Origin of the sequence: Lysinibacillus sp. FSL K6-0057, assembly GCF_038630885.1 — a bacterium.
GTDB lineage: Bacteria > Bacillota > Bacilli > Bacillales_A > Planococcaceae > Lysinibacillus > Lysinibacillus fusiformis_F.
Genome location: NZ_CP152047.1, coordinates 3,120,382 through 3,141,298, shown reverse-complemented (window position 1 = coordinate 3,141,298; position 20,917 = coordinate 3,120,382). Strand labels below are relative to the sequence as shown.

General features: G+C 40.0%; 18 protein-coding genes and 2 riboswitches. Of the genes, 9 read left to right on the top strand and 9 right to left on the bottom strand.

All coding sequences use genetic code 11. The annotated features are described in order from the left end of the window. Positions 1–92: 92 nt before the first annotated feature. The gene (locus MHB40_RS15695) at positions 93–647 is read left to right on the top strand and encodes a helix-turn-helix domain-containing protein (protein ID WP_342532901.1); all 555 of its coding nucleotides are present in this window, start codon (positions 93–95) and stop codon (positions 645–647) included. Positions 648–1,267: 620 nt separating this feature from the next. Here the strand turns inward: MHB40_RS15695 and MHB40_RS15690 are convergent. Then, positions 1,268–2,431 (bottom strand): PLP-dependent aminotransferase family protein, encoded by a 1,164-nt coding sequence (locus tag MHB40_RS15690; RefSeq protein ID WP_205444195.1) that lies wholly within the window; start codon positions 2,429–2,431, stop codon positions 1,268–1,270. 128 nt (positions 2,432–2,559) lie between these two features. Between MHB40_RS15690 and MHB40_RS15685 the strand changes: the two genes are divergently transcribed. The 3 genes from MHB40_RS15685 to MHB40_RS15675 are packed head-to-tail and all read left to right on the top strand — an operon-like array spanning position 2,560 to position 6,021. Beyond that, a complete protein-coding gene (locus MHB40_RS15685; RefSeq protein ID WP_342532899.1) occupies positions 2,560–3,957 on the top strand; it encodes a PLP-dependent aminotransferase family protein in 1,398 nt (465 codons plus the stop codon). 48 nt (positions 3,958–4,005) lie between these two features. Continuing rightward, on the top strand, positions 4,006–5,244 hold the full coding sequence (locus tag MHB40_RS15680) for a DNA polymerase IV (RefSeq protein WP_342532897.1): 1,239 nt from the start codon (positions 4,006–4,008) through the stop codon (positions 5,242–5,244). A 24-nt stretch (positions 5,245–5,268) separates the two neighbouring features. After that, the gene (locus MHB40_RS15675) at positions 5,269–6,021 is read left to right on the top strand and encodes an alpha/beta hydrolase (protein WP_342532896.1); all 753 of its coding nucleotides are present in this window, start codon (positions 5,269–5,271) and stop codon (positions 6,019–6,021) included. 47 nt (positions 6,022–6,068) lie between these two features. Here MHB40_RS15675 and MHB40_RS15670 read toward each other — a convergent pair whose 3' ends face one another. Genes MHB40_RS15670 through MHB40_RS15660 form a run of 3 tightly spaced genes read right to left on the bottom strand, consistent with a single transcriptional unit; the run spans position 6,069 to position 8,578 of the window. Next, positions 6,069–6,923: a sugar nucleotide-binding protein gene (locus MHB40_RS15670; RefSeq protein ID WP_342532895.1), complete on the bottom strand. Its 855-nt coding sequence runs from the start codon at positions 6,921–6,923 to the stop codon at positions 6,069–6,071. After that, on the bottom strand, positions 6,920–7,948 hold the full coding sequence (locus MHB40_RS15665; protein ID WP_342440878.1) for a polysaccharide biosynthesis protein: 1,029 nt from the start codon (positions 7,946–7,948) through the stop codon (positions 6,920–6,922). The genes MHB40_RS15670 and MHB40_RS15665 overlap by 4 nt, the downstream gene beginning before the upstream one ends. Positions 7,949–7,978: 30 nt before the next feature. Then, positions 7,979–8,578 (bottom strand): glycosyltransferase family 2 protein, encoded by a 600-nt coding sequence (locus tag MHB40_RS15660; protein WP_205444187.1) that lies wholly within the window; start codon positions 8,576–8,578, stop codon positions 7,979–7,981. A 255-nt stretch (positions 8,579–8,833) separates the two neighbouring features. Between MHB40_RS15660 and MHB40_RS15655 the strand changes: the two genes are divergently transcribed. Beyond that, on the top strand, positions 8,834–9,922 hold the full coding sequence (locus MHB40_RS15655) for a glycosyltransferase (protein ID WP_342532894.1): 1,089 nt from the start codon (positions 8,834–8,836) through the stop codon (positions 9,920–9,922). A 118-nt stretch (positions 9,923–10,040) separates the two neighbouring features. Beyond that, positions 10,041–10,481: a GNAT family N-acetyltransferase gene (locus MHB40_RS15650; protein WP_342440875.1), complete on the top strand. Its 441-nt coding sequence runs from the start codon at positions 10,041–10,043 to the stop codon at positions 10,479–10,481. Positions 10,482–11,062: 581 nt separating this feature from the next. Here the strand turns inward: MHB40_RS15650 and MHB40_RS15645 are convergent. Beyond that, positions 11,063–14,563, bottom strand: coding sequence for a S8 family serine peptidase (locus tag MHB40_RS15645; RefSeq protein ID WP_342532892.1), 3,501 nt, complete (start codon positions 14,561–14,563; stop codon positions 11,063–11,065). 475 nt (positions 14,564–15,038) lie between these two features. Here MHB40_RS15645 and MHB40_RS15640 point away from each other — a divergent pair, with 475 nt between their 5' ends. After that, positions 15,039–15,317 (top strand): hypothetical protein, encoded by a 279-nt coding sequence (locus tag MHB40_RS15640; RefSeq protein ID WP_342532891.1) that lies wholly within the window; start codon positions 15,039–15,041, stop codon positions 15,315–15,317. Here the strand turns inward: MHB40_RS15640 and MHB40_RS15635 are convergent. Genes MHB40_RS15635 through MHB40_RS15620 form a run of 4 tightly spaced genes read right to left on the bottom strand, consistent with a single transcriptional unit; the run spans position 15,314 to position 17,948 of the window. Continuing rightward, the gene (locus tag MHB40_RS15635; RefSeq protein ID WP_342532890.1) at positions 15,314–16,150 is read right to left on the bottom strand and encodes an ATP-binding cassette domain-containing protein; all 837 of its coding nucleotides are present in this window, start codon (positions 16,148–16,150) and stop codon (positions 15,314–15,316) included. The two genes, MHB40_RS15640 and MHB40_RS15635, sit on opposite strands and share 4 nt — an antisense overlap. Continuing rightward, on the bottom strand, positions 16,147–16,920 hold the full coding sequence (cbiQ, locus tag MHB40_RS15630; RefSeq protein ID WP_342532889.1) for a cobalt ECF transporter T component CbiQ: 774 nt from the start codon (positions 16,918–16,920) through the stop codon (positions 16,147–16,149). The genes MHB40_RS15635 and cbiQ overlap by 4 nt, the downstream gene beginning before the upstream one ends. Before the next feature lie 5 nt (positions 16,921–16,925). Beyond that, entirely contained in the window at positions 16,926–17,198 is a 273-nt protein-coding gene (locus MHB40_RS15625) for an energy-coupling factor ABC transporter substrate-binding protein (protein ID WP_009370241.1), read from the bottom strand. A 3-nt stretch (positions 17,199–17,201) separates the two neighbouring features. Continuing rightward, complete coding sequence (locus MHB40_RS15620; RefSeq protein WP_342440872.1) at positions 17,202–17,948, bottom strand: energy-coupling factor ABC transporter permease; 747 nt, start codon at positions 17,946–17,948, stop codon at positions 17,202–17,204. A gap of 147 nt (positions 17,949–18,095) precedes the next feature. Next, a riboswitch (cobalamin riboswitch) is annotated at positions 18,096–18,281 on the bottom strand. A 252-nt stretch (positions 18,282–18,533) separates the two neighbouring features. Beyond that, positions 18,534–18,716, top strand: a riboswitch (cobalamin riboswitch). 145 nt (positions 18,717–18,861) lie between these two features. Here MHB40_RS15620 and MHB40_RS15615 point away from each other — a divergent pair. Together MHB40_RS15615 and cobJ are read left to right on the top strand one after the other, a co-directional pair. Further along, complete coding sequence (locus tag MHB40_RS15615) at positions 18,862–19,233, top strand: (2Fe-2S) ferredoxin domain-containing protein (RefSeq protein WP_205444180.1); 372 nt, start codon at positions 18,862–18,864, stop codon at positions 19,231–19,233. Between the two features lie 4 nt (positions 19,234–19,237). Then, positions 19,238–20,905: a precorrin-3B C(17)-methyltransferase gene (gene cobJ / locus MHB40_RS15610; RefSeq protein ID WP_205444179.1), complete on the top strand. Its 1,668-nt coding sequence runs from the start codon at positions 19,238–19,240 to the stop codon at positions 20,903–20,905. Positions 20,906–20,917 lie beyond the last annotated feature (12 nt).

Genomic DNA, 20,917 nt, shown 5'->3' with positions numbered 1-20,917 from the left:
GTATGATATAATGTCCGAAATAGACAGTATAACGTCGGTCATTTTATTATACGAAATGTGCGCTATATTGTACATACAAGGAGGGCTTTTGGATGGAAGAAATTCATCTAGTTTTTGCAAGAAATTTAAAGGCAATTCGAGAAAGGGAAAAGTTAAGCTTAGAGAAGGTTTCGCAGCTTAGTGGCGTGAGTAAAACGATGATTGGTCAAATTGAAAGGGGAGAATCCAGTCCAACTTTGACAACGATTTGGAAAATTGCAAATGGATTAAAGGTTTCATTTACAGAGCTTATTCATCATCCCCAACCTGAGACGGAGGTTATTCGCGGTAAAGATATTCAAGTATTGAAGGAGGATCATGGTCGATATATTGTTTACCCTCATTTTCCATTCCAAAAGGATAGTCGCTTTGAAATTTATACAATCGAAATCAAACAAAATGGGACGTTAGATGCTGAGGCACATCGAGAAGGAACGGAGGAATATATAACCGTTTTCGAGGGTGAATTACTCATTTGCATACAGGATCAGGATTATCGATTGACAAGTGGGGATGCCATCCGATTTAAGGCAGACCGTCCACACACATATAGCAATCCAGGAACTACAGTAACACGGCTTAGTATGTCTATTTACTACCCACGTTAAAAAAACGTATAAGCGCTTTTATAAAGCGTTTATACGGCTTAGTGTTGAAAAACAAAACAGTCAATTGAAAGATAGAAATGGATTTCCGTTGCAGGCTACTTGCTTTCCTGTGGGCGAGCGCCGAATCGCTTCCTCCGCTACCGCTCCGTGCAGGGCTTCGCCTGTCTCGCTATCCCACGGGAGTCAAGTAGCCTTCCACTTCAACCCACTGACTTTTTAGCACAGGTTTTCAAATAAAGTGAAGGTGCTCACTACTCTTTATGAAGAGGTGTTGTCACGCATCACTTCTCCACACTGAAAATAAGAGCTTATCCCCGTTAAGAATACAGATAATGGGCGATTTGATCGCTATGCTACTATTAAAAAAAGTAAAGACACTTTGCAGAATGGTTGATTGGAGTGGAGCCAGCGTCACTCCTAGGGGATTTAGCGTCACAGAGGAGACCCTGGAGCGAACGGAAGTGAGTGAAGCGGCTCATCGGACGCCCCCTGGAAAGGTCGCTGGCGGAACGGAAATCAACCCCTCACTTGCAAAGTTGCTTTTTCTGCCGTTGACATCATCTTTTTTCAACAATATGCCGTATAAGCGCTTCTATAAAGCGTTTATACGGCTGCTATTTTTATAAAATACTAGCTAAACGTTTAATCCCCTCGCGGATCACTTCAGGTGTAGCATTTGTGTAGTTTAGGCGCATTGTATTCACATTCGTTTTTGATGTATAGAATGGGTCACCAGGCACAAAGGCAACCTTTTGTTCCATTGCTTTATGGAAAAGATCAAGGGCTGGCGTACCGTCCTTCATTGTTGCCCATATGAACATTCCACCCTCAGGTCGTGTATATTCAACATGGGCAGGGAAAAACTCTTGCATCGCATTTAGCATCGCATCTGATTGATTTTTATATAAAGCGATAATTTTCTTTACATGTTCCGCGTAATCATTACTTGCTAAATAATCGTAGATGACATATTGCGAAAAAATATTTGTATGAAGATCTGACGCTTGCTTCGCTGTTTCAATATGCTGTAAAAGCTCTTTGTTTTTCGTGATGATAAAGCCAAGACGCATACCAGGTGTGACCGTTTTAGAGAAAGAACCTAGTAAAATACTATTTTCTAATTTACCAGCACCGATATATGGAAGCGGCTCTCCTTGGAAACGTAGCTCTCCATATGGATCATCCTCAATTAAAGCAACATCGTATTTTGCCACTATTTCATAAATTTGTTCACGCTTTTCTTTCGAATATGTGAGCCCTGTTGGATTTTGGAAGTTTGGCACCGTATAAATGAATTTTACATTTGGTTGTTGTAGGGCACGCTCTAACTCTTCTAGATTAAGACCATCGTTTTCAAGTGTAACCCCATGGAAAGTTGGCTCCGCTAAAGTAAAGGCTTGAATGGCTCCTAGGTAACCTGGCTCTTCGATGATAATGCCATCGCCTTTATTGATAAGTACTTTACCAATAAGTTCAAGTGCTTGCTGTGAACCTGTTGTAATAAAGACATCATCAGCATGTACATCAAGTCCATGCACACGTTGATATTTCGCGGCAATATATTCACGCAATGGTGCATAACCCTGTGTTGACGAATATTGAAATAGTTTGCTGCCATTTACCGTAATGGCATGGTCTACGGATGCTCTCAATGCATCAATAGGGAAAGAGATGGGGTTTGGAAGCCCACCTGCAAAGGAAATAACGTCCTCCGCATCTGTTACTTTCAAAATATTTCGAATAAATGAGGATGGTGTTTTTAAGATTCTTTCAGAATATTGCATAATAATCGGTCCTTTTTTTCTGATTTTTTAAAAATTATATCATTGTCATCGTGTGCATACAATATTATCATTGTATGCAAGACAATTAAACTATTGTATGCAAATTAAGAGAAAGAAGGGCCTAGTGAATGCCTATTAATTCATTTGACGAGTATCCAATGAGTTGGAAGCCGGATATTAGCAATATTTCTGCTCCATTATATATAGCCATTGCACATCAGCTTGAGCAAGATATCAAGGATGGAAAGCTTGTACCTGGCACAAAATTGCCACCACAACGCGAATTAGCTGATTTTTTAGATGTGAATTTGAGTACGATTACGCGAGCCTTTAAGCTTTGTGGTCAAAAAGGATTAATCTATGCCTCGATTGGCAGTGGTACATTTGTTTCAACAGATGCGGCTAGCAATAAAATGTTACTACCAACTAACCATGCCACACCTATCATTGAAATGGGCTCGGTTCTACCAGACAATTTTGTGAATGAAGACATTACACGCTTTATGAAAAAGATGATGAACGAACCTAGTTTTAGCATGCTATTTCAATATGGGCGACCTGAGGCCAATGCATGGCAAAATGAAGCCGTGATGAAGCTTCTCGAACTGGTGAATTTTCAAACAGATCAGCCTATTCTTCTAGGAGCAGGTGGACAAAATGCCATTGTGGGAACCCTCGCTGCTTTATTTCAGCCAGGCGACCGCATTGGTACAGATCCGATTACCTATGCCGGCATTAAAACAGCTGCAAATATGCTCGGTATCCAGCTTGTAGCTATCCAGCAATGTCAGGGTGAAATGACAAAAGAAGGGTTACTGTATGCTTGTAAAAATGAGCATATCAAAGGAATTTATGTGATCCCTGATTTTCATAACCCAACGACTCATACGATGTCAGTGGAAACAAGAAAAATGATTGCAGACGTGGCAAGACAGAAGGATTTGCTGGTGATTGAAGATGCTATCTATAGCTTTCTCAAGGAGCAGCCGCTTGCTCCGCTTGCTTCTTATGCACCTGATAAGGTAATTTACATTGCTAGCCTATCTAAAACGCTTTCACCTGGTTTACGATTATCCTTCCTTGTGACACCTCCTGCGCTTCGAAAAAAAATAATGGAAACGCTCTATAATATCAATATTTCCGTTTCTCCTATCATGCTGGAGCTTGCAGCAAGGTTAATCCATGAGGGAGTGGCCCAAACGATATTAGAAAAACACCGAGCATATGCCAAGCAGCAAAATGCACTTGTCGATCAGTATTTAGGAGATTATCACATTTTAGGGGATGAGGAATGTATTTTTAGGTGGCTACAATTGCCAGACAAGTTTACGGGTGTTCAATTTGAATTGTTGGCTTCGAAAGCTGGTGTACAAGTTTATGCAGCAGAACGCTTTGCTGTAGGGAATGCAAAGCCTGTCAATGCCGTTCGTTTAGCCATTGCAGCGCCAGAATCTCAGCTTGAGCAAGCTTTAATGATTTTAAAGGACTTACTCGAAAGTAATGGTGATTACGCATTTGTTGATTAAAGGGGATGAAAGGTATAATAAAGCTAAGATAGGATAGAGGTGATGTACATGACACATAAAGGGCGCGTTATTTTACATGTGGATATGAATAGTTTCTATGCTTCGGTGGAGCAAGCGCATGATCCAAGTTTAAAGGGTAAGCCAATCGCGATTGCAGGGAACCCAAAGGAGCGGCGTGGCATTTTAGTAACTTGTTCATATGAAGCAAGGGCGCTAGGCATTTATACAACTATGACTGTTCATGAAGCGAAGCGAAAATGTCCTGAGCTATTGTTATTACCTCCAGATTTTCAAAAGTATCGTCAAGCATCTAAAGAAATGTTCACCATTCTTCGAAGCTATACACCATTAGTAGAGCCTGTTTCGATTGATGAGGGCTACTTGGATGTGACTGAGTTAAGCAAGGAACGACATGCCTTAAGTATTGCCCAGGAAATACAAGCGCGCATTTTAGCTGAGTTGGATTTACCTTGTTCCATCGGTATTGCACCGAATAAATTTTTAGCAAAAACAGCTTCTGATATGAAGAAACCGATGGGAATTACTGTACTACGGATACGGGATATTGAACAGCAGTTGTGGCATCGTGAGGTTGTCAGTATGCATGGGATTGGAGCAAGTACAGCTAAAAAATTAAATGCACAAGGCATATTTACGATAGGTGATTTAGCTAAGACAGAAGAATTTAAAATGAAGCAAATCTTAGGAAAGAATGGGGTACGACTTCGAGCAAGGGCCAATGGTATGGATCAGCGCATGGTCGATCCAGAGGCAATCTTTGATACGAAAAGCGTTGGGAATTCAACAACATTACCTGAAGATGTAACAGATGTTCGTACACTTCATAAAACGATTGAAGGTCTATGTAAGAAAGTGGTGGAGCGTCTTGATGCCAAGCGTTTAGCGGGTTCCACTGTCAGCATCCAAATTCGTGATGCTGATTGGCATAATCATACGCGTTCAAAAACAATGTCCAATGTCCTTTATCGTTATGAAGAAATTTACGACATTGCTTGTACATTATTTGATAAGCATTGGGATGAATCTCCTGTAAGATTACTAGGTGTAACAGTTTCCAATGTGGTGGATCGAAAAGATTATTCACAGCAATTATCGATTTTTGATTTTCAAGAGCATGCGAAAGATGAACCAATTCTCAAGCTTGTCGATGAAATGGAGGGACGGTTTGGCAAGGGGATTATCAAACGTGGTGTAGATTTAGGGAAACGTTCGTCCTATCAATCACAAACAAGCTTTAGTAAAGATTTCTTAGATGACCATGAATGAGATGGAATGAAAGTGGGGGTATCTATGCAATACAAGGAGTATGGGGATGCTCATCATCCTTTAATGATGTTTATTCATGGAGGGGGCGTTGGAGGCTGGATGTGGGATCAACAAATTCAGCATTTTGCCCATTTCCATTGTGTTATACCAGAGCTAATGTCAGACGATCCATTTTCCATTGAACATAGTGCTAAAGAGCTTCTGCTGCTTATTGAGGAAAAAGCCAATGAGAAGCCTGTTATCGTGATTGGTTTCTCCTTAGGAGCGCAAATCGCTATTCAAATGCTAAGTCTAAAACCGAGTTTAATCGATTATACCATCATCAATAGTGCGCTTGTGATACCCTCTCCTACTGTAGAAAGGATGCTTCAACCGTTTATTCGGCTGTCCTTTCCGCTTATAAAAAATAAAGCATTTGCGAAACTTCAAGCGAAAACCCTCTACATTCATGAGGATTATTTTGAACGTTACTATCAAGAGAGTGCCACGATGAAGGTAGATACATTGATTCAAATTTTGCGAGAAAATATGTTATTTTCCATCCCACCTGATTTTCACAAAGCCCAAGGAAAGATTTTAATAACAGTGGGAGACAAAGAGAAAAACAACATGAAAAAATCCGCTATAGCACTTGTGCAAAATCATCCACATAGCAAGGGTGTGCTATTGAAGAACATCGGTCATGGCGTATCATTAGCCCAGCCTGCATTTTTTAATCGCTTTGTAGAGAATTGGATTAAGGATGGTCAATTACCTGAGGGGACAGTTATTGAGTAGGGAAACTCCATTACGAATCGTCATCCATAATGGAGTTGATGTATTGATTATTGAAAATAATGAGGATATAAATCTTGATGCTGCAATACCCATTCCTTCATCTCGATGATCATGTCTTCGTAGCTAGGGACAACAAATGAGAAGTCATTTCTTGTATTTATTAATGTTTTATTGACATTGACGAGCTGATGAGGAAGAATTTTTATTCTGTTGTTGAGGAAGTGTTTATTCAATAAATGAAGCAGATCATGTTTAGAAATAGTTGTCGTATTTACGAGATGATAGAGTCCTGTTAAATCTTCTTGGGCAGCGCGTTCAATGGCTTTAGCTAATGTAAGTGTTGTTACTCCCGTCCAAATAGCACCCGAATAGCCATATACGGAGCTTTTTTGTTGCATAAACCAATTGAAGAGTCCGATGCCATCCTTTTTTAAATCAGGGCCAATAATCGAGTTACGAAATGTTATGTGCTTGTTGTCATTCACTTCTCCCAATCCTTTTGTGCGGTCATAAAAGGTTTCCCCGTCCCGTACACTTTCTTCATAGTAGGGAGCATTTTTACCAGAAAATACGCAATCAGTACTTAGATGAATGAGTTTTGTTTGTCGATTTTCTAGGAGAGAAACAATGGCATGCGGTAAATAACTATTCAGTAAAATGCTTTGGGCTGGATGAGCCTCACAAGCATTGTTTAAAACACCAATACAATTAATGACGACATCTACATCTTTGTCTAGTAGTAGCGACCTTAAGAAATGGGCGTCCGTCACATCACCGGTTCTATTATTGCCATAGGGAAAAGGGGTTCTAGAGTAAGTTGTTACATCATGCCCTTGTTCACATAAATAGGTGGCAATGGTGTGGCCAGCCATACCTGTAGCACCGAGTACTAAAAATTTCATGGCTTTCCTCCTGTCCAATGAAGGAGCTCTTCTTGTATAAGAGGCAATGTTAAGAGCTTTTCTTTGATGTCAGCCACACTTAATTGTTGTGTATTGTTTGAGTTATATTCATCCGTTAATGTAATTTTAGGAGAGCCCTCATCGAGGTATTTTCCATAATTCAAATCCCGATTATCCGCCGGGATTCGATAGAAATGACCCATATCAATAGCTTTTGCCGCTTCTTCCTTTGTACATAATACTTCATACATTTTTTCCCCATGTCGTGTTCCGATAATTTGCATGGCATTGTTTGCTTGAAAGATCTCAAGTAGAGCCTGTGCTAAATTTTCTATCGTGGCAGCAGGTGATTTTTGCACCATAATATCCCCATTTTGAGCATGTGAGAATGCGTACAATACTAATTCTACCGCTTCCTCAAGGCTCATCATAAAACGTGTCATATGAGGGTCTGTAATCGTTAAAGATTTCCCAGCCTTTATTTGCTCGATGAATAATGGGATGACCGAGCCTCGTGAAGCCATGACATTGCCGTATCTAGTGCCACAAATCAGGGTTTGGTGAGGATCAACCATTCGCGACTTCGCAATAAACGTTTTTTCCATCATCGCCTTGGATATGCCCATTGCATTGACAGGGTAGGCAGCCTTATCTGTTGAAAGGCAAATGATTTTCTTGACGCCAGCTTGAATGGCGGCTGTTAGGACATGATCTGTTCCTAAAATATTGGTTTTCACAGCTTCTAAGGGAAAAAATTCGCAGGAGGGAACTTGCTTGAGAGCGGCGGCATGGAATACATAGTCCACATGATACATAGCATTATGAATGCTTTGAATGTCACGGACATCCCCGATATGAAATTTGATTTTACTATGCTGATAGCGTTTCCGCATATCATCTTGCTTTTTTTCATCCCTTGAAAAAATACGAATTTCCTTGATATCCGTATTTAAAAATCGCTTTAATACGGCATTCCCGAAAGAGCCAGTGCCGCCAGTAATCAATAATATTTTATCTGTAAACATGGTATGGTTCGTTACACCTCCTGCACGCTATTATTTCAATCCTCTTTGATGTAGATCACATTCCGAGTTTTCTCTCGGGTAGTTGTACCAGTAAGCAAATTCGTTAGTATATTTACTTGTCGGATTTTTATCCATCAGGGCGCAATTAAAATCCCAATCTCCTGCTATATCTTTGCGTATTGTAAATTTCGCATCTCCAATTAAACTTCTCCGGATAATTTTAAATTGTCCAGGTAAGGAGTAGCGGTTGGATTCGTCTTTAATAAAAGCAAAGCCATTCTTAATAATCATGTTGTAATAGTAAATATCAAATGTACCATCCACTTGTGCTAGTACATTGCGAATGGCGGGTAAATAGTGGTCATCACTATCGATGATGGCTATATAATCTCCTGTCGCTTCTGCAATGCATCGATTATAGGCAACACTCGCACCTAAATTCGTTGGGTGAACGATGATTTTTAAAGCTGCACAGTTTGTCTGATAGTCCTGTAAGATGGCTAACGTATTGTCTGTAGAGCCATCATCCACCACGATAATTTCATAGGCATATTCTTTAGGAATACTATCAAGCATCGTTAAAATCCATTCTTCGCTATTAAATGCAGGTGATAAAAAACTAATCTTCATCTGATCCCTCCATTCTATGTGCATTCGTAGAGTTGTTCTATGTGACTGAGTAGATTCTTTAATACAATATGCGTAGACGTAGTGCTACTGTAGGCAATTGCTTGTTTTAGGAAGTTTTTAAGAGAGTTGTTTTTAGATAGAAATTTTATGTTGCTAGAGAAATGGCATAAGAGAGACAAAAATTTACTAAGATAAGCACGTTTAGCAGGCAAGGTCATAAACTAGTCAGAGCGCTTTTTTAGAAAGAGGGATACGATGACAAAAAGAATCGCATTTATTTGTAGCGTGGAATCTTATAAACTTTCAGATGCCCATATTTTCAAAGATTTGTGTCTAGTGCCTATTTTATTGGGGGAACATTTAGGCTATGACGTGACTATTGTAACGACAGAAATGAATGATGCTCTTCTTCAACAAGTTTTTCCCGCTGTAAAATTTGAGTCCGTACCATTTGAAGATGATTATGTGGCGAATATGAATGCCTATTTAGCCAAGCATGCAAAGGATATCGACATTGCCTTTGCCATAGGACCGTATCCATCCTATTTAGCCATTCTGAAAACCTATAAGCACTTCAATCCGAATGGAAAAATTTATATGAAATTAGATGTCAATCGATTTTGGTTAAATCGATTAAAAACCTATCCCTATTTTTTAGAGTTGTTGCAGCTATGTGATCTCCTCACCTCCGAATGTGCATCCATTCAAACGTCAATCCAAGAATTTTCGCAATTGGAAATTAAACATATACCCAACGGCTTTTTTGAGCATTTTCCCACAGAGCCAGTGCCATTTCATGAGAAAGAAAATAGAATTTTAACAGTTGGGCGCTTAGATGCACCGGAGAAGCAAACTATGTTGACGGTTAAAGCATTTTTAGCGGCACAACTGCCAGATTGGGAGCTTCGTTTAGTAGGGCCGATGTCAGCCACATTTCAAGAGGAGCTGAGACTGTTACTGGATGATCATCCGCTTGCCGCTCAAGTGACGATGGTAGGACCGATTATTGATAAGGCTCAGCTAGAAGAGGAGTATCGCAAGGCTAAAATTTTTTGCTTAACATCTTTAGTTGAATGCTATGCTCACGTCTTTGCAGAGGCAGCTAAAAATGGTTGCTATATCGTGACAACGGATGTGGATGGTGCTGCTGATATTACGCAACAACAGCGTTTTGGTACAATCCATCCTACCCATGATTGGGAGGCGGTAGGGCGGACATTGCAACAAGTTGCAGCACAGGAAACCTTGCTGGCCGATACTTGTGTACAGCTCCAAGCATTTGCCCGCAAGGAATTAAACTGGAGGCAGATCGTCCAGAAGGTTGCTAATTATTTAGGTGAATAAAAGTGAATCTTTTCTCGATTTAGAGGAGTATTCTTTTCTTTATACCATTATTTCCTATATAATAAAAACTAGATTTATAAAGCTAGACAATCATGGGTAGACACAAGGGGAGACTAGAATGGAAATACTGCAAGCAACAATGAATGAACTAGAGGATTTATCAAAACTGTTTGATGAATATCGTCAATTTTATGGAATTGAGTCAGATATAAGCAGTGCCAAGGCATTTTTACAATTACGATTGGCCTTGAAAGAATCCGTCATTTTTATAGCGCTGGTAGATGACAAGGTGATCGGATTTACGCAATTATATCCAACATTTTCGTCCATCGCTTTACAACGTGCCTATATTTTAAATGATATTTATGTAACAGAGGATGCTAGAGGCCTAGGGGTGGGCAAGGCATTGATGGAAAAGGTATTTCGCTATTGTGAGCAACAATCTGCTCGCTATGTCACACTGCAAACGGCGGCTGACAATGTAAATGCACGCAAGCTTTATGAAAAGCTACAAATGAAGCAAGATGAATATTGTAATTATGTTAAATATTTTATGTAAGCTGAACTTGTAAGCATCTCATCTTGGATGAAAATGCTTCTTTCATAGTGTTGAAAAACAAAACCATCAATAGAATTTTTATGAAAAGTGAAAAGGTATTTCCGTTGCAGGCTACTTGCTTTCCTGCGGGCGAGCGCCGAATCGCTTCCTCCGCTACCGCTCCGTTTAGAGTTTTGCCTGTCTCGCTAGCCCACGGGAGTCAAGTAGCCTTCCAATCCAACCCACTGACTTTTTAGCAAAGGTTTTCAAATAAAGTGAAGGTATTCCCTACTCTTTATGAAGGGATGTTGTCACGCATCACTTCTCCACATTGAAAATAAGAGTTTATCCCACCTAAGAATACAGATATTGGGTTATTTGATTTCTATACTAGTATGAAAAAAGTAAAGACACTTTGCAGAATGGTTGATCGGAGTGGAACCAGCGTCACTCCTCGGACGCCCCCTGGAAAGGACGCTGGCGGAACGGAAATCAACCCCTCACCTTGCTAAAAAGTCTTTTTCTGCTAGTGACATGATCTTTTTTCAACAACATGAAATCCCCTAAATCGTGATGATCTAGGGGATTTTGCTTGATTTCATTTATTTTATTTCAAGCGTATAAGGTTGAGTGCTAGCTTTACCATCAAACTCACTTACTTCAATATAGTATTTGCCTGCATCTAGCTCCACCGTGCCAACTTCGGCATCACCAACTCCGTAAAGATCGAATGTTTTAACGGTTTTTCCGTTTGCATCCAACACTCGAATAACACCATCCAACGCTTTTTCTGTTTGAAGTGAGAAGAAGACTTCACGCTTCTGGTCGTTGTTCCATTCAAAATAGTCTTTATCACCAAATGGAATACCTGCATTTAAATATTGCGTTGCAACCCATTTCTCATCTTTTTTCACAAGGACAGATGGTTTGCTAGGTATACCATTGACTAATTTTGAATCACTGTCTTCATCCACATGCTTATGATCAAACAATGTTAATGTATAGGGCTGAATCGAAACCTGGCCAAGCCCCATGCTGTTGACAAGAATAAAATAACCTCGATCCTTCTTCGCCTTAAACGATGTATTTACATCGTTTGTACCCATCATTCCAAGTAACATTTCAAGAATATTATCACCTAGTCCAAATGGAATTTCTGTTTCCATTTCTTTGGCATCAATTTTCATATTGCCGTTTGTATCTTCGATGATAGCTCCTGCAAATTTTAAGTCTTTTTGTAGTTCTTTAGGTAGTTGAGCTAATTGTTCATTTGTAAAGGGAACTGAAGAAAGAAGCAGACTCATGACCTCATCATTGCCTTGTTGCTTATAATAGTAATAATCTACATCATCTTGATAAATCAGGTGATCTTTATAAGTAGTACCTGGTTGGATTTTTAGCGCTTTTGCTTCCTCATGATTGTTTGGATTGTACTCTGCTGGAATATCGCCTATTTTCTTTGTTTTCAATGTATAAGGCTCGACAGATCGTTCTCCAGCATTGACAACGGCTACCACGTAGGTTTTGTCCTTTTTCAATGGAATAACTTTTGCATCGTCCTCATTACCAGCTGTACCAAGTAGTAGTGCCAGTATGCCAAGGCTATTTGTTAAGGAAGAAACGGGGATTAACTCCTTTGCTTCTTCGTCATACTCAAATACTGTACCCGTCGGCATTTGGTTCAATCCTTTCAAAAAGCTGAAGCTATAAAGGGCGTCTTCCTTCGCTTTAAACAAGAAATAATCCTCATCATAGTCTGTTTGGAAATAAGCTTTTTGATCTTCGCCTATTTCAAAACGGATCGCCTGCTTAATGATAGGATCAACATTTTCTAGGTTGCCTGAACCCGTAGGATTCATTAACATACTCATCAAGCTGTCAATTTCATTACGTTTTTTTATGTTATTCTCTGTAAGTGGTAATTGGTCCTCAAGAACATTTTCTTCGAACATGACTTCATCAACAGGTAGTCCATCCTCATCAGGAGGAAGGGTAACCACTTCACCTTTTAATGTGTAAGGGATCATCGATTCACTGATTGTTTCTTCTTTTTCAATGCCGCCACTAAAGAACATCTCCATAGAAAACTCACTATTACTCTCATTAGAGACACTTAAAACGTACTCTTGATCGGGAACAGCGTCGATAATCATACGGACCGGCTCACCTTTTGCTGTACCATAAGCGGTCTGCATTGGATAGGCTTCCAATTCTTCATCTTCATCATTTTCAGCTTGATCGATTTCTTCTGGTGGTACAGGAAGAAAGTCGTCTTTTAGATAGAGCTCCATTGAGGCAGTGACACCTGGAATACCCGATAGATCAAACTGTAATGTCGTCGGTTTTTTGACAGAGAACGTGAAGTAATCTTGATCTTGTTGTTGATCTTTTGACAGTAATGTATAGTTTTTACCTGCTGTACTATATGGGAACTTTTTGATAGGCTCCATTGAAGACTTGTCTACTGTATCGATTGGCAAGTCTTTCGTTGTTTGTGCTGTAAAAATATAAGTAGATTTGCCTTTTAAGCTATAGCTACCATTGTGATCTTTGACACCAATTACAAGCGTTCCCTTTTGATCTGCTTTAAATAGATAACCTTCTTTTTTTCCGACACGTACATCATTAACATGGATCGGCTCTACATCACCAATTCCGCTATTTGGGTAGAAATATAAATCAAAGGCATAGTCGTATTTGTCAGCGCCTTTTAATGTCAATTGAGCATATTCATTTTCTTCTAAATCGACTTTATACCATTTCTTTTCGTCTTGCTGTTCAAAAGCACCCTGTTCTGTATTTAGCTTATTTTTAGCAAGGACCTTGGCGTTTTGAATACGATCTTCCTTTGTCTCTGCATAATGCTTAGGCAGTTTGTTTAAATCAAACTGTAATGCTTTTACAGGATCGACAAGTCCATGACCATAAGTAAGATCATAACCTTTTTCGCCCAAATCTTGTGCTGTCATTTCTAGAATCGCTTCTATTTGATGCGGTTTTAAAGATGGATCTTTTGATTTAAGCAGAGAAGCGATACCTGCCACGACTGGAGAGGCCATGGATGTGCCACTAAATTTGACAAAGGATGATCCTTTTTTCGCATCATGGACGGTACTATAAATGTCTTCACCTGGTGCAACAATATCAACGGACGGGCCGTAATTGGAGTAGCTTGATAGTTTGTTGCGTTCATTCGTTGAACCCACACTAATGACACCTTCGAAAGAAGCGGGGAAGGAGTATTCATCTGTCGATTCATTTCCTGCAGCTGCCACAATCGTAATACCACTATCAATGGCTTTCTGAACGGCTTCCTTCATCAGTGGAGATTCACCATAGCCTCCTAGACTCATATTAATGATGTCAACGCCCTGCTCAATTGCATATAGAATACCCTGTGCAATGATGAAATCATTAGCACCTTCTTTGCCGTTAAATACATCAATTGGCAGTAACTTCGCTTTCGGATTAATCCCATGCCCACCTACGCCATTATCTTTTGCTGCGGCGATAATACCTGCCACATGTGTTCCGTGATCGCCTGAATAAGTAGTATTAGCAGGTGCTGCTGCATTATAGGGTGGGAGTACTTGTGACTTTAGATCGGGGTGTTTAAAATCCACACCAGAATCAATGACAGCAACTGTGACATCATGGTTGCCTGCTAATTCCAGTGCCTTATCCATTTGCAGTAGGTTTAAATGATACATCTCTTGTTTCTTGGGATCAGCTTCTTTATTGAAAGAATGATAGACGTAGCTAGGAGATACACTTGATATCCCGTTTTGCTTTAAATAGTAAGAGACGGCTTTTTCTATCGATACGCCTTTATTTAGTTGCACGACATCATAACCTAATGAAGGAATAGAACGGATGACTTTGGAGCCAATTTTTTTATGTACGTTTTTATCAAGACCTGAATGCTTGATAACAATTGTATCCTTACTCATCCATTTTTCTTCATTTTTCTCTGTTTGTTTCGCACTGTTTGCCAGCACGTTCTTTGCTTTATGCTGGGGTGCCTCAGCAAATGCAGAAGCAGCAGGAACCATGAGTGCAACGGATGCTACAACAGCGACTGATTTTTTATACCAACTTTTCAATTGTTATCTCTCCTTGGTGTTATAAATTAAATCTTGACTATACTAATACGGATAAAGATTAGAAAAGTTTCGTAATGGAGGAAAATTTTTCTTCGTTATTTTAACTTATGGTGGGTATAACGAAAAAACGGACAATTAAACACTGTCCGTTTTTCTTAGTGTTGAAAAACAAAACAGTCAATTGAAAGGTAGAAATGGATTTCCGTTGCAGGCTACTTGCTTTCCTGTGGGCGAGCGCCGAATCGCTTCCTCCGCTACCGCTCCGTGCAGGGCTTCGCCTGTCTCGCTATCCCACGGGAGTCAAGTAGCCTTCCACTTCAACCCACTGACTTTTTAGCAAAGGTTTTCAAATAAAGTGAAGGTCTTCACGACTCTTTAGGAAGAGGTGTTGTCACGCATCACTTCTCCACATTGAAAATAAGAGTTTATCCCCTCTAAGAATACAAATAATGGGCGATTTAATCGCTATGCTGCTATGAAAAAAGTAAAGACACTTTGCAGAATGGTTGATTGGAGTGGAGCCAGCGTCACTCCTAGGGGATTGAGCGTCACAGAGGAGACCCTGGAGCGAACGGAAGTGAGTGAAGCGGCTCCTCGGACGCCCCCTGGAAAGGACGCTGGCGGAACGGAAATCAACCCCTCACCTTGCCAAGTTGCTTTTTCTGCCGTTGACATCATCTTTTTCAACAACATGAAAAACGGACAATTAAACACTGTCCGTTTTTCGGATACCTCGCATTGTGAAAAGCTTTAGATCTGTTCGATTAATTGTTGTAATTCATTTTTGGAGCGGGGGATTGTGATGTTTTCCTGCAATAGCTTCTTTTTTTGTAATGCCATGACCATCTCAAAAATCCATGGCCGTTCAAGATGTGCGCGTTTTAATAATTCTTCTTCATAAAACAAGGCAATTGGATCGCCGTTATAAATAATTTTTCCTGCTTCCATGACGATCATTAAATCTGCCCATTCATAGGCGAGAGGAATGTCATGAGTTGCTAGTAAAATGGTTCTCTCACCATCTTCTAATTTGGCTAAGTATTGTAATACTTGTGTAGCATAATAATTATCAAGACCTGCCGTTGGTTCGTCTAATAAAAGGACAGAGGGCTCCATCGCTAAAACACCTGCCATCGCCACACGCTTTTTCTGACCTACGCTTAGAAAATGAATGGGTTTATCGAGCAAATCTTCCACTTCGGTTTGCGCAACGGCCCATGCTATTTTTTCTTCCATTTTTTCAGTAGACCAGCCGAGGTTCAATGGTCCAAATGCTATATCTTGCTTGACGGTTCCTGAAAAAAGCTGATGATCTGCATTTTGAAAGACAATGCCTACCTGCTGACGTAGAATTTTTAAAGCTTTTCCACTATATTCTAGTCCGTTGCCTTCGAATAAAATCGTCCCAGCTGTAGGTTTCAAAATACCATTAAGATGCTGAAACAAAGTCGATTTTCCTGCGCCATTATGCCCGAGTATGGCGATTTTTTTCCCTTTTGGAATGTCTAATGTAATATCTGACAACGCTTTCGTACCATCTGCATAGGCATATGATAATTGGTTGAGTTCAAAATAAAATGCTGTCATGTGAAATACCCTCCATATACGATGAGGACTAGTAATATTGCTGCCATGCCTAGCCAATTTTTCTTGCTATAGGAGCCCATCTCTTGCCAGTAGACGGCCTCGCCACCACGTGATTGCATGGCATTGTTGAGCTCCCGACTACGTTGAAACATTTCCACAAATAATGCCACAATGAGCATGGAGACAGAGCGTAGCCATTGCATCGGTGAATGGTAGCCGAGACGCGCTTGCTGGGCTAGATGGATATTTTGCATACTTTCTAAAAACATAAAAATAAAACGATAAGTTAGTTCGACGAGCTCAACCAATAAAGAGGGGAGTCGCCATTGTCGTAGCACATAACATATTCCTTGTACAGAAGTGGTTAGAATTAAAAAGTATAAACAACTAATACTGCCCAGAACGACAAAGAACAGCTGCTGCGCTAATAGCACACTTGCGTTCCCAATGAAAACAGTCCAATTCGTCCATGTATAAGACCAAATATGGGCAGGTAGTGCATTGGTTGACGGTGTAATGGAAAGTAAAATAGATACGAGACTTGTGAATAAGAAAAAACCAGGTAGCAATAATAACTTGGCATAGTATGTAAGCGGAATTTTTGCACCTAAAATGATAAAAGCACTCATTACAAAAAATGTAATGAGTGAAAGTCGTTCATCTCTCAAGATGAGCGTTATGAGAAGTAGTCCAAGTGAAAATATCATTTTTTCTAGCGGATGAACAGACGCTAGCTTATTAAGATAGGCATACTTATCAATGAGTAACATAATGGTTAACCTTCTTTATGTTTGCCACGCATATAGCCGATGAAGTAGCCAATAAAGCCAGCTCCAATAGCTGCCTGTAGCACGAATAATAAGCTTTCGATTTCACCGCTTGGTGGCTCCCATAGGCTTTCGAACCATGGTTCATATTCCGCATTGATTTCACCAATGGCTGCTTCTGCCTCTCCATCAGCACCACCAAATTCAGCACCTTTTTGTATGAACAATGGAATGATGGCTAACAACACAACAATTGCTAATAACAATAAATTTTTTTTCATCTGTTAATGTGCCTCCTTTGTTGAGAAAACACGTAAAGTTTTTAATTCGCTAATATTGTATTTTTTCAAGAAATTCATCACAATGACCGTTAAAATCCCTTCACTCACCGCTAAAGGAATTTGAGTTAAAGCAAAAATACCTGCAAACTTTGTAAAGGATGCCATAAAGCCTCCAACTTCTGAAGGGAAGGCTAGTGCTAGTTGTACAGAAGTCACAACATATGTACCTAAATCACCAAGCATAGCTGCGAAAAATACGGCTAGTGAAAATGACAAACCTACTTTTTGTGCTCCTTTAAAGACAAAGTAAGCAATAAAAGGACCTACAATAGCCATCGAAAAGGCGTTCGCCCCTAAAGTCGTGATTCCTCCATGTGCTAATAATAAAGATTGGAATAATAAAACGATTGTTCCAATTACACTCATGGCTAGAGGGCCAAAGAGAACTGTCCCAAGTCCAACACCAGTTGGGTGAGAGCAGCTACCTGTAACAGAAGGGATTTTTAAGGCAGATAGCACAAAAGCAAAGGCTCCTGAAAGCCCTAAAAGCATCTTTGTTTCAGGATTTTCTTCAATTGTTTTGCGAATAGAACGCAATCCTAGAACGATAAAAGGAATAGAAATAACCCACCAAAAAATCGCCCATTCGATTGGTAAAAAACCTTCCATGATATGCATCGCAAAGGCACGTTTTGGCACAATTAAAAAGGCCAATAAAAAATAACTAAGTTTCCACCATGAAAATTTCAAAAAGCTTTCCTCCTAACTAATTAATAGATTTTTAGAATGTAGCGTGCGTAAATAAAAAAGCACTTCTCCGTTGGTGGAAAAGTGCATAGCTAAAAAAGCAAATAACATTCTCATCTGCTAAGCCGCACACCTATCCTCGTAGGCTGAAACGATCACCTATTTTTCGGCAGGTCTCCTGGCTCTAGTTCAATACTTTATAGGTCTTCCCATCCGTTGGACAGTGACATATTCTATAAAGCTCCCTATTACAGTGGCGGGACCGCGCCGGACTCAAACCGGCTTCCCTTTTAAGCAAAATGGCAAGCATTTTACACCGAAAAACATTCAATTGTGAGATTTCACGACAAAGTGTAACATGATTTTCCATAAATATGCTATACCTTTTTATAAAATTTTTTTAATTAAAGGTCAACGGCGAATATTCTGATAATATTCATTGTGCTAATGATGGATATTGTATAAATTTTATACCCCAGTTCACTTCAAAATTGATAAATTTGTCATAAATTTTTAAAGAAATATTGAAATTTTAAAATAATAAGATATGATTAAGACAGTTTTCTATTTAAAATACTAATAAAAATTTCATATAAAACGTCAATAAGTGCTCGAATAGCTCGAGATAATAGGGAAATTGGTGAAAATCCAATACAGCCCCCGCTACTGTAATAGCTGATGAAATCGCAAAGCCACTGGTGCAAACTTGGGAAGGTGCGACTGTAAAATGAAGCTTAAGTCAGGAAACCTGCTTATTTGATTGTGCATGCAAACTTTTCGGAGGGAGAAGTTGAAGCGGAAGCGAGTACCTTTATTTCATGCTATTCGTTTTTATTTGGCTTCTACAAAACCTTTACTCTTCGATTTAGAGTAAAGGTTTTTCTTTTTCCAGAAAGCAAATGAGGGGAGACAGAAGATGACAACATGGAATTTAGAGGGGATGAAAACACATCTCTTTATTTGCAATGGCAGTAGTTGCATGAATAAGGATGGTGAGGAAATTACCTTAGCCATTCGAGATGAAATACAGCGACAAGCACTCGATCAAGAAATACATACGACAAGAACGCGCTGTAATGGACGATGCAAGGATGCCTGTGTGGTAATCGCCTACCCTCAAGGGAATTGGTATCGTGTGCCATCAACAGAGCATGCTAGGACACTAGTACAAGATTTACATCATGAATCCTTATACAACGAACATGTCTTTACACTTCGTGAAGGTACATTACAGCGTACTGCTCAAACAACAGCCATTAAAGGGATCGAAAAGGTGAAAGAGGGGTAACAACATGGCGCAAAAAGGAAAAATTTTCGTAGTAGGCTTTGGACCTGGAGATTTTAAGCATATTACGACACGTGCAGTAGAAGCTTTACAACAAAGTGATATGATTATAGGCTACAAAACCTATGTAGAGCTGATTCAAGATTTAGTTAGTGCGAAATCGATTGTTAGCACAGGCATGACAGAAGAGGTGTCCCGTGCGCAGGAAGCCGTTCGTCAAGCAGAGGCAGGGAGCATTGTCTCGGTGATTTCGAGTGGTGATGCAGGCGTTTATGGCATGGCGGGATTAGTGTATGAGGTGTTAATCGAGCTAGGCTGGACAGAAGCAACAGGAATTGAAGTAGAAATTGTTCCTGGTATTTCTGCGATTAATTCATGTGCGAGCATACTTGGTGCACCCATTATGCATGATGCTTGTACAATCAGTTTAAGTGACCATCTAACACCTTGGAATTTGATTGCAAAGCGTGTCGAGGCAGCTGCTATGGCAGATTTTGTCATCGCATTATACAATCCTAAAAGTGGTCGCCGTACAAGACAAATTGTCGAAGCTCAGCGAATTCTCTTAGAATATCGTTCGCCAGACACACCAGTAGGGCTTGTGAAAAGTGCGTATCGAGAACGTCAAGAAGTGACCATGACAACGCTAGCAGAAATGCTAGAACATGATATTGGTATGCTGACAACTGTCATTATCGGGAATTCATCAACATTTTTCTATGACAATAAGATGATTACGCCACGCGGTTACCAACGTAAATATACCCTGGGGGAAGAAAAACAACCATTACGTCCACATCAACGTTTGCGTGAAGAAAATGAACCTTGGGCAATGAATCAAGAGACAGGAACAGCAAGAAATGACTTTACAGCTGATCCTAATGCAGGGCGCTTTAATAAACCCAGTATAGCCGCTACGCCAAAGCCGAAAAAAACAGCACTTGAAATGGCTACAGCGGCACTCGCAATGGTGAAAGGGACAAACGCAGTCAACGTAACACCGAAGCTTGTACAGCAAAAAATAGAATCTATTTTTGAATTAGCAGTGAGCCCAGGTGTGGCCAATAAGTTTTTTACTCCTCAGCAAATGCTGACGTTAGCAGAGGTCGTTGGGGAAGAGGGGACGATGGAATATACACCAGATCATCAAATCCATTTGAAAATACCAACGACTGCCCCTGAACAGATCACAGAGAAATTGCAGGAAGTAGGCTTTTTATTAGCACCGATTGGTGATGTGCTATCTCTGAAGGCTTGTGATTTTTGCTATGGTGAAAAGGCTGATTCGATACCATACGCCGAAGAAATACAAGAAAAACTTGGTGGCATGTCTTTACCGAAAACATTAAATATTGGCTTTAATGGCTGTGGTATGGCCTGTTATCGAGCTGTATTTGATGATATTGGCATCGTCTACCGTAAAAGTAAATTTGATGTCTTTATTGGAGCAAAGCCAGTTGGTCGTACGGCTCACGCAGCACAGCCTGTTGTAGAAGGGTTGGAGCCTGATCAGCTGATTCCACTCATTACAGATATTATTGAAGAATACCAAGCAAATGCTCATCCAAATGAACGCTTGTTTAAATATTTTAAACGTGTGAAAAAGATACTGCATTTTACGTATCAAGATATGTCTTCCAAAATAAAAGTAGAGCCAGCTCCGTGCGGCGACTAGTAAGGGGTAAAG

Excerpts from the sequence above, each read along its gene's own strand:
- MHB40_RS15695 (WP_342532901.1), top strand. The coding sequence starts at position 93 with ATGGAAGAAATTCATCTAGTTTTTGCAAGAAATTTAAAGGCAATTCGA.
- MHB40_RS15690 (WP_205444195.1), bottom strand. The coding sequence starts at position 2,431 with ATGCAATATTCTGAAAGAATCTTAAAAACACCATCCTCATTTATTCGA.
- MHB40_RS15685 (WP_342532899.1), top strand. The coding sequence starts at position 2,560 with ATGCCTATTAATTCATTTGACGAGTATCCAATGAGTTGGAAGCCGGAT.
- MHB40_RS15680 (WP_342532897.1), top strand. The coding sequence starts at position 4,006 with ATGACACATAAAGGGCGCGTTATTTTACATGTGGATATGAATAGTTTC.
- MHB40_RS15675 (WP_342532896.1), top strand. The coding sequence starts at position 5,269 with ATGCAATACAAGGAGTATGGGGATGCTCATCATCCTTTAATGATGTTT.
- MHB40_RS15670 (WP_342532895.1), bottom strand. The coding sequence starts at position 6,923 with ATGAAATTTTTAGTACTCGGTGCTACAGGTATGGCTGGCCACACCATT.
- MHB40_RS15665 (WP_342440878.1), bottom strand. The coding sequence starts at position 7,948 with ATGTTTACAGATAAAATATTATTGATTACTGGCGGCACTGGCTCTTTC.
- MHB40_RS15660 (WP_205444187.1), bottom strand. The coding sequence starts at position 8,578 with ATGAAGATTAGTTTTTTATCACCTGCATTTAATAGCGAAGAATGGATT.
- MHB40_RS15655 (WP_342532894.1), top strand. The coding sequence starts at position 8,834 with ATGACAAAAAGAATCGCATTTATTTGTAGCGTGGAATCTTATAAACTT.
- MHB40_RS15650 (WP_342440875.1), top strand. The coding sequence starts at position 10,041 with ATGGAAATACTGCAAGCAACAATGAATGAACTAGAGGATTTATCAAAA.
- MHB40_RS15640 (WP_342532891.1), top strand. The coding sequence starts at position 15,039 with ATGAAAAAAGTAAAGACACTTTGCAGAATGGTTGATTGGAGTGGAGCC.
- MHB40_RS15635 (WP_342532890.1), bottom strand. The coding sequence starts at position 16,150 with ATGACAGCATTTTATTTTGAACTCAACCAATTATCATATGCCTATGCA.
- cbiQ (WP_342532889.1), bottom strand. The coding sequence starts at position 16,920 with ATGTTACTCATTGATAAGTATGCCTATCTTAATAAGCTAGCGTCTGTT.
- MHB40_RS15625 (WP_009370241.1), bottom strand. The coding sequence starts at position 17,198 with ATGAAAAAAAATTTATTGTTATTAGCAATTGTTGTGTTGTTAGCCATC.
- MHB40_RS15615 (WP_205444180.1), top strand. The coding sequence starts at position 18,862 with ATGACAACATGGAATTTAGAGGGGATGAAAACACATCTCTTTATTTGC.
- cobJ (WP_205444179.1), top strand. The coding sequence starts at position 19,238 with ATGGCGCAAAAAGGAAAAATTTTCGTAGTAGGCTTTGGACCTGGAGAT.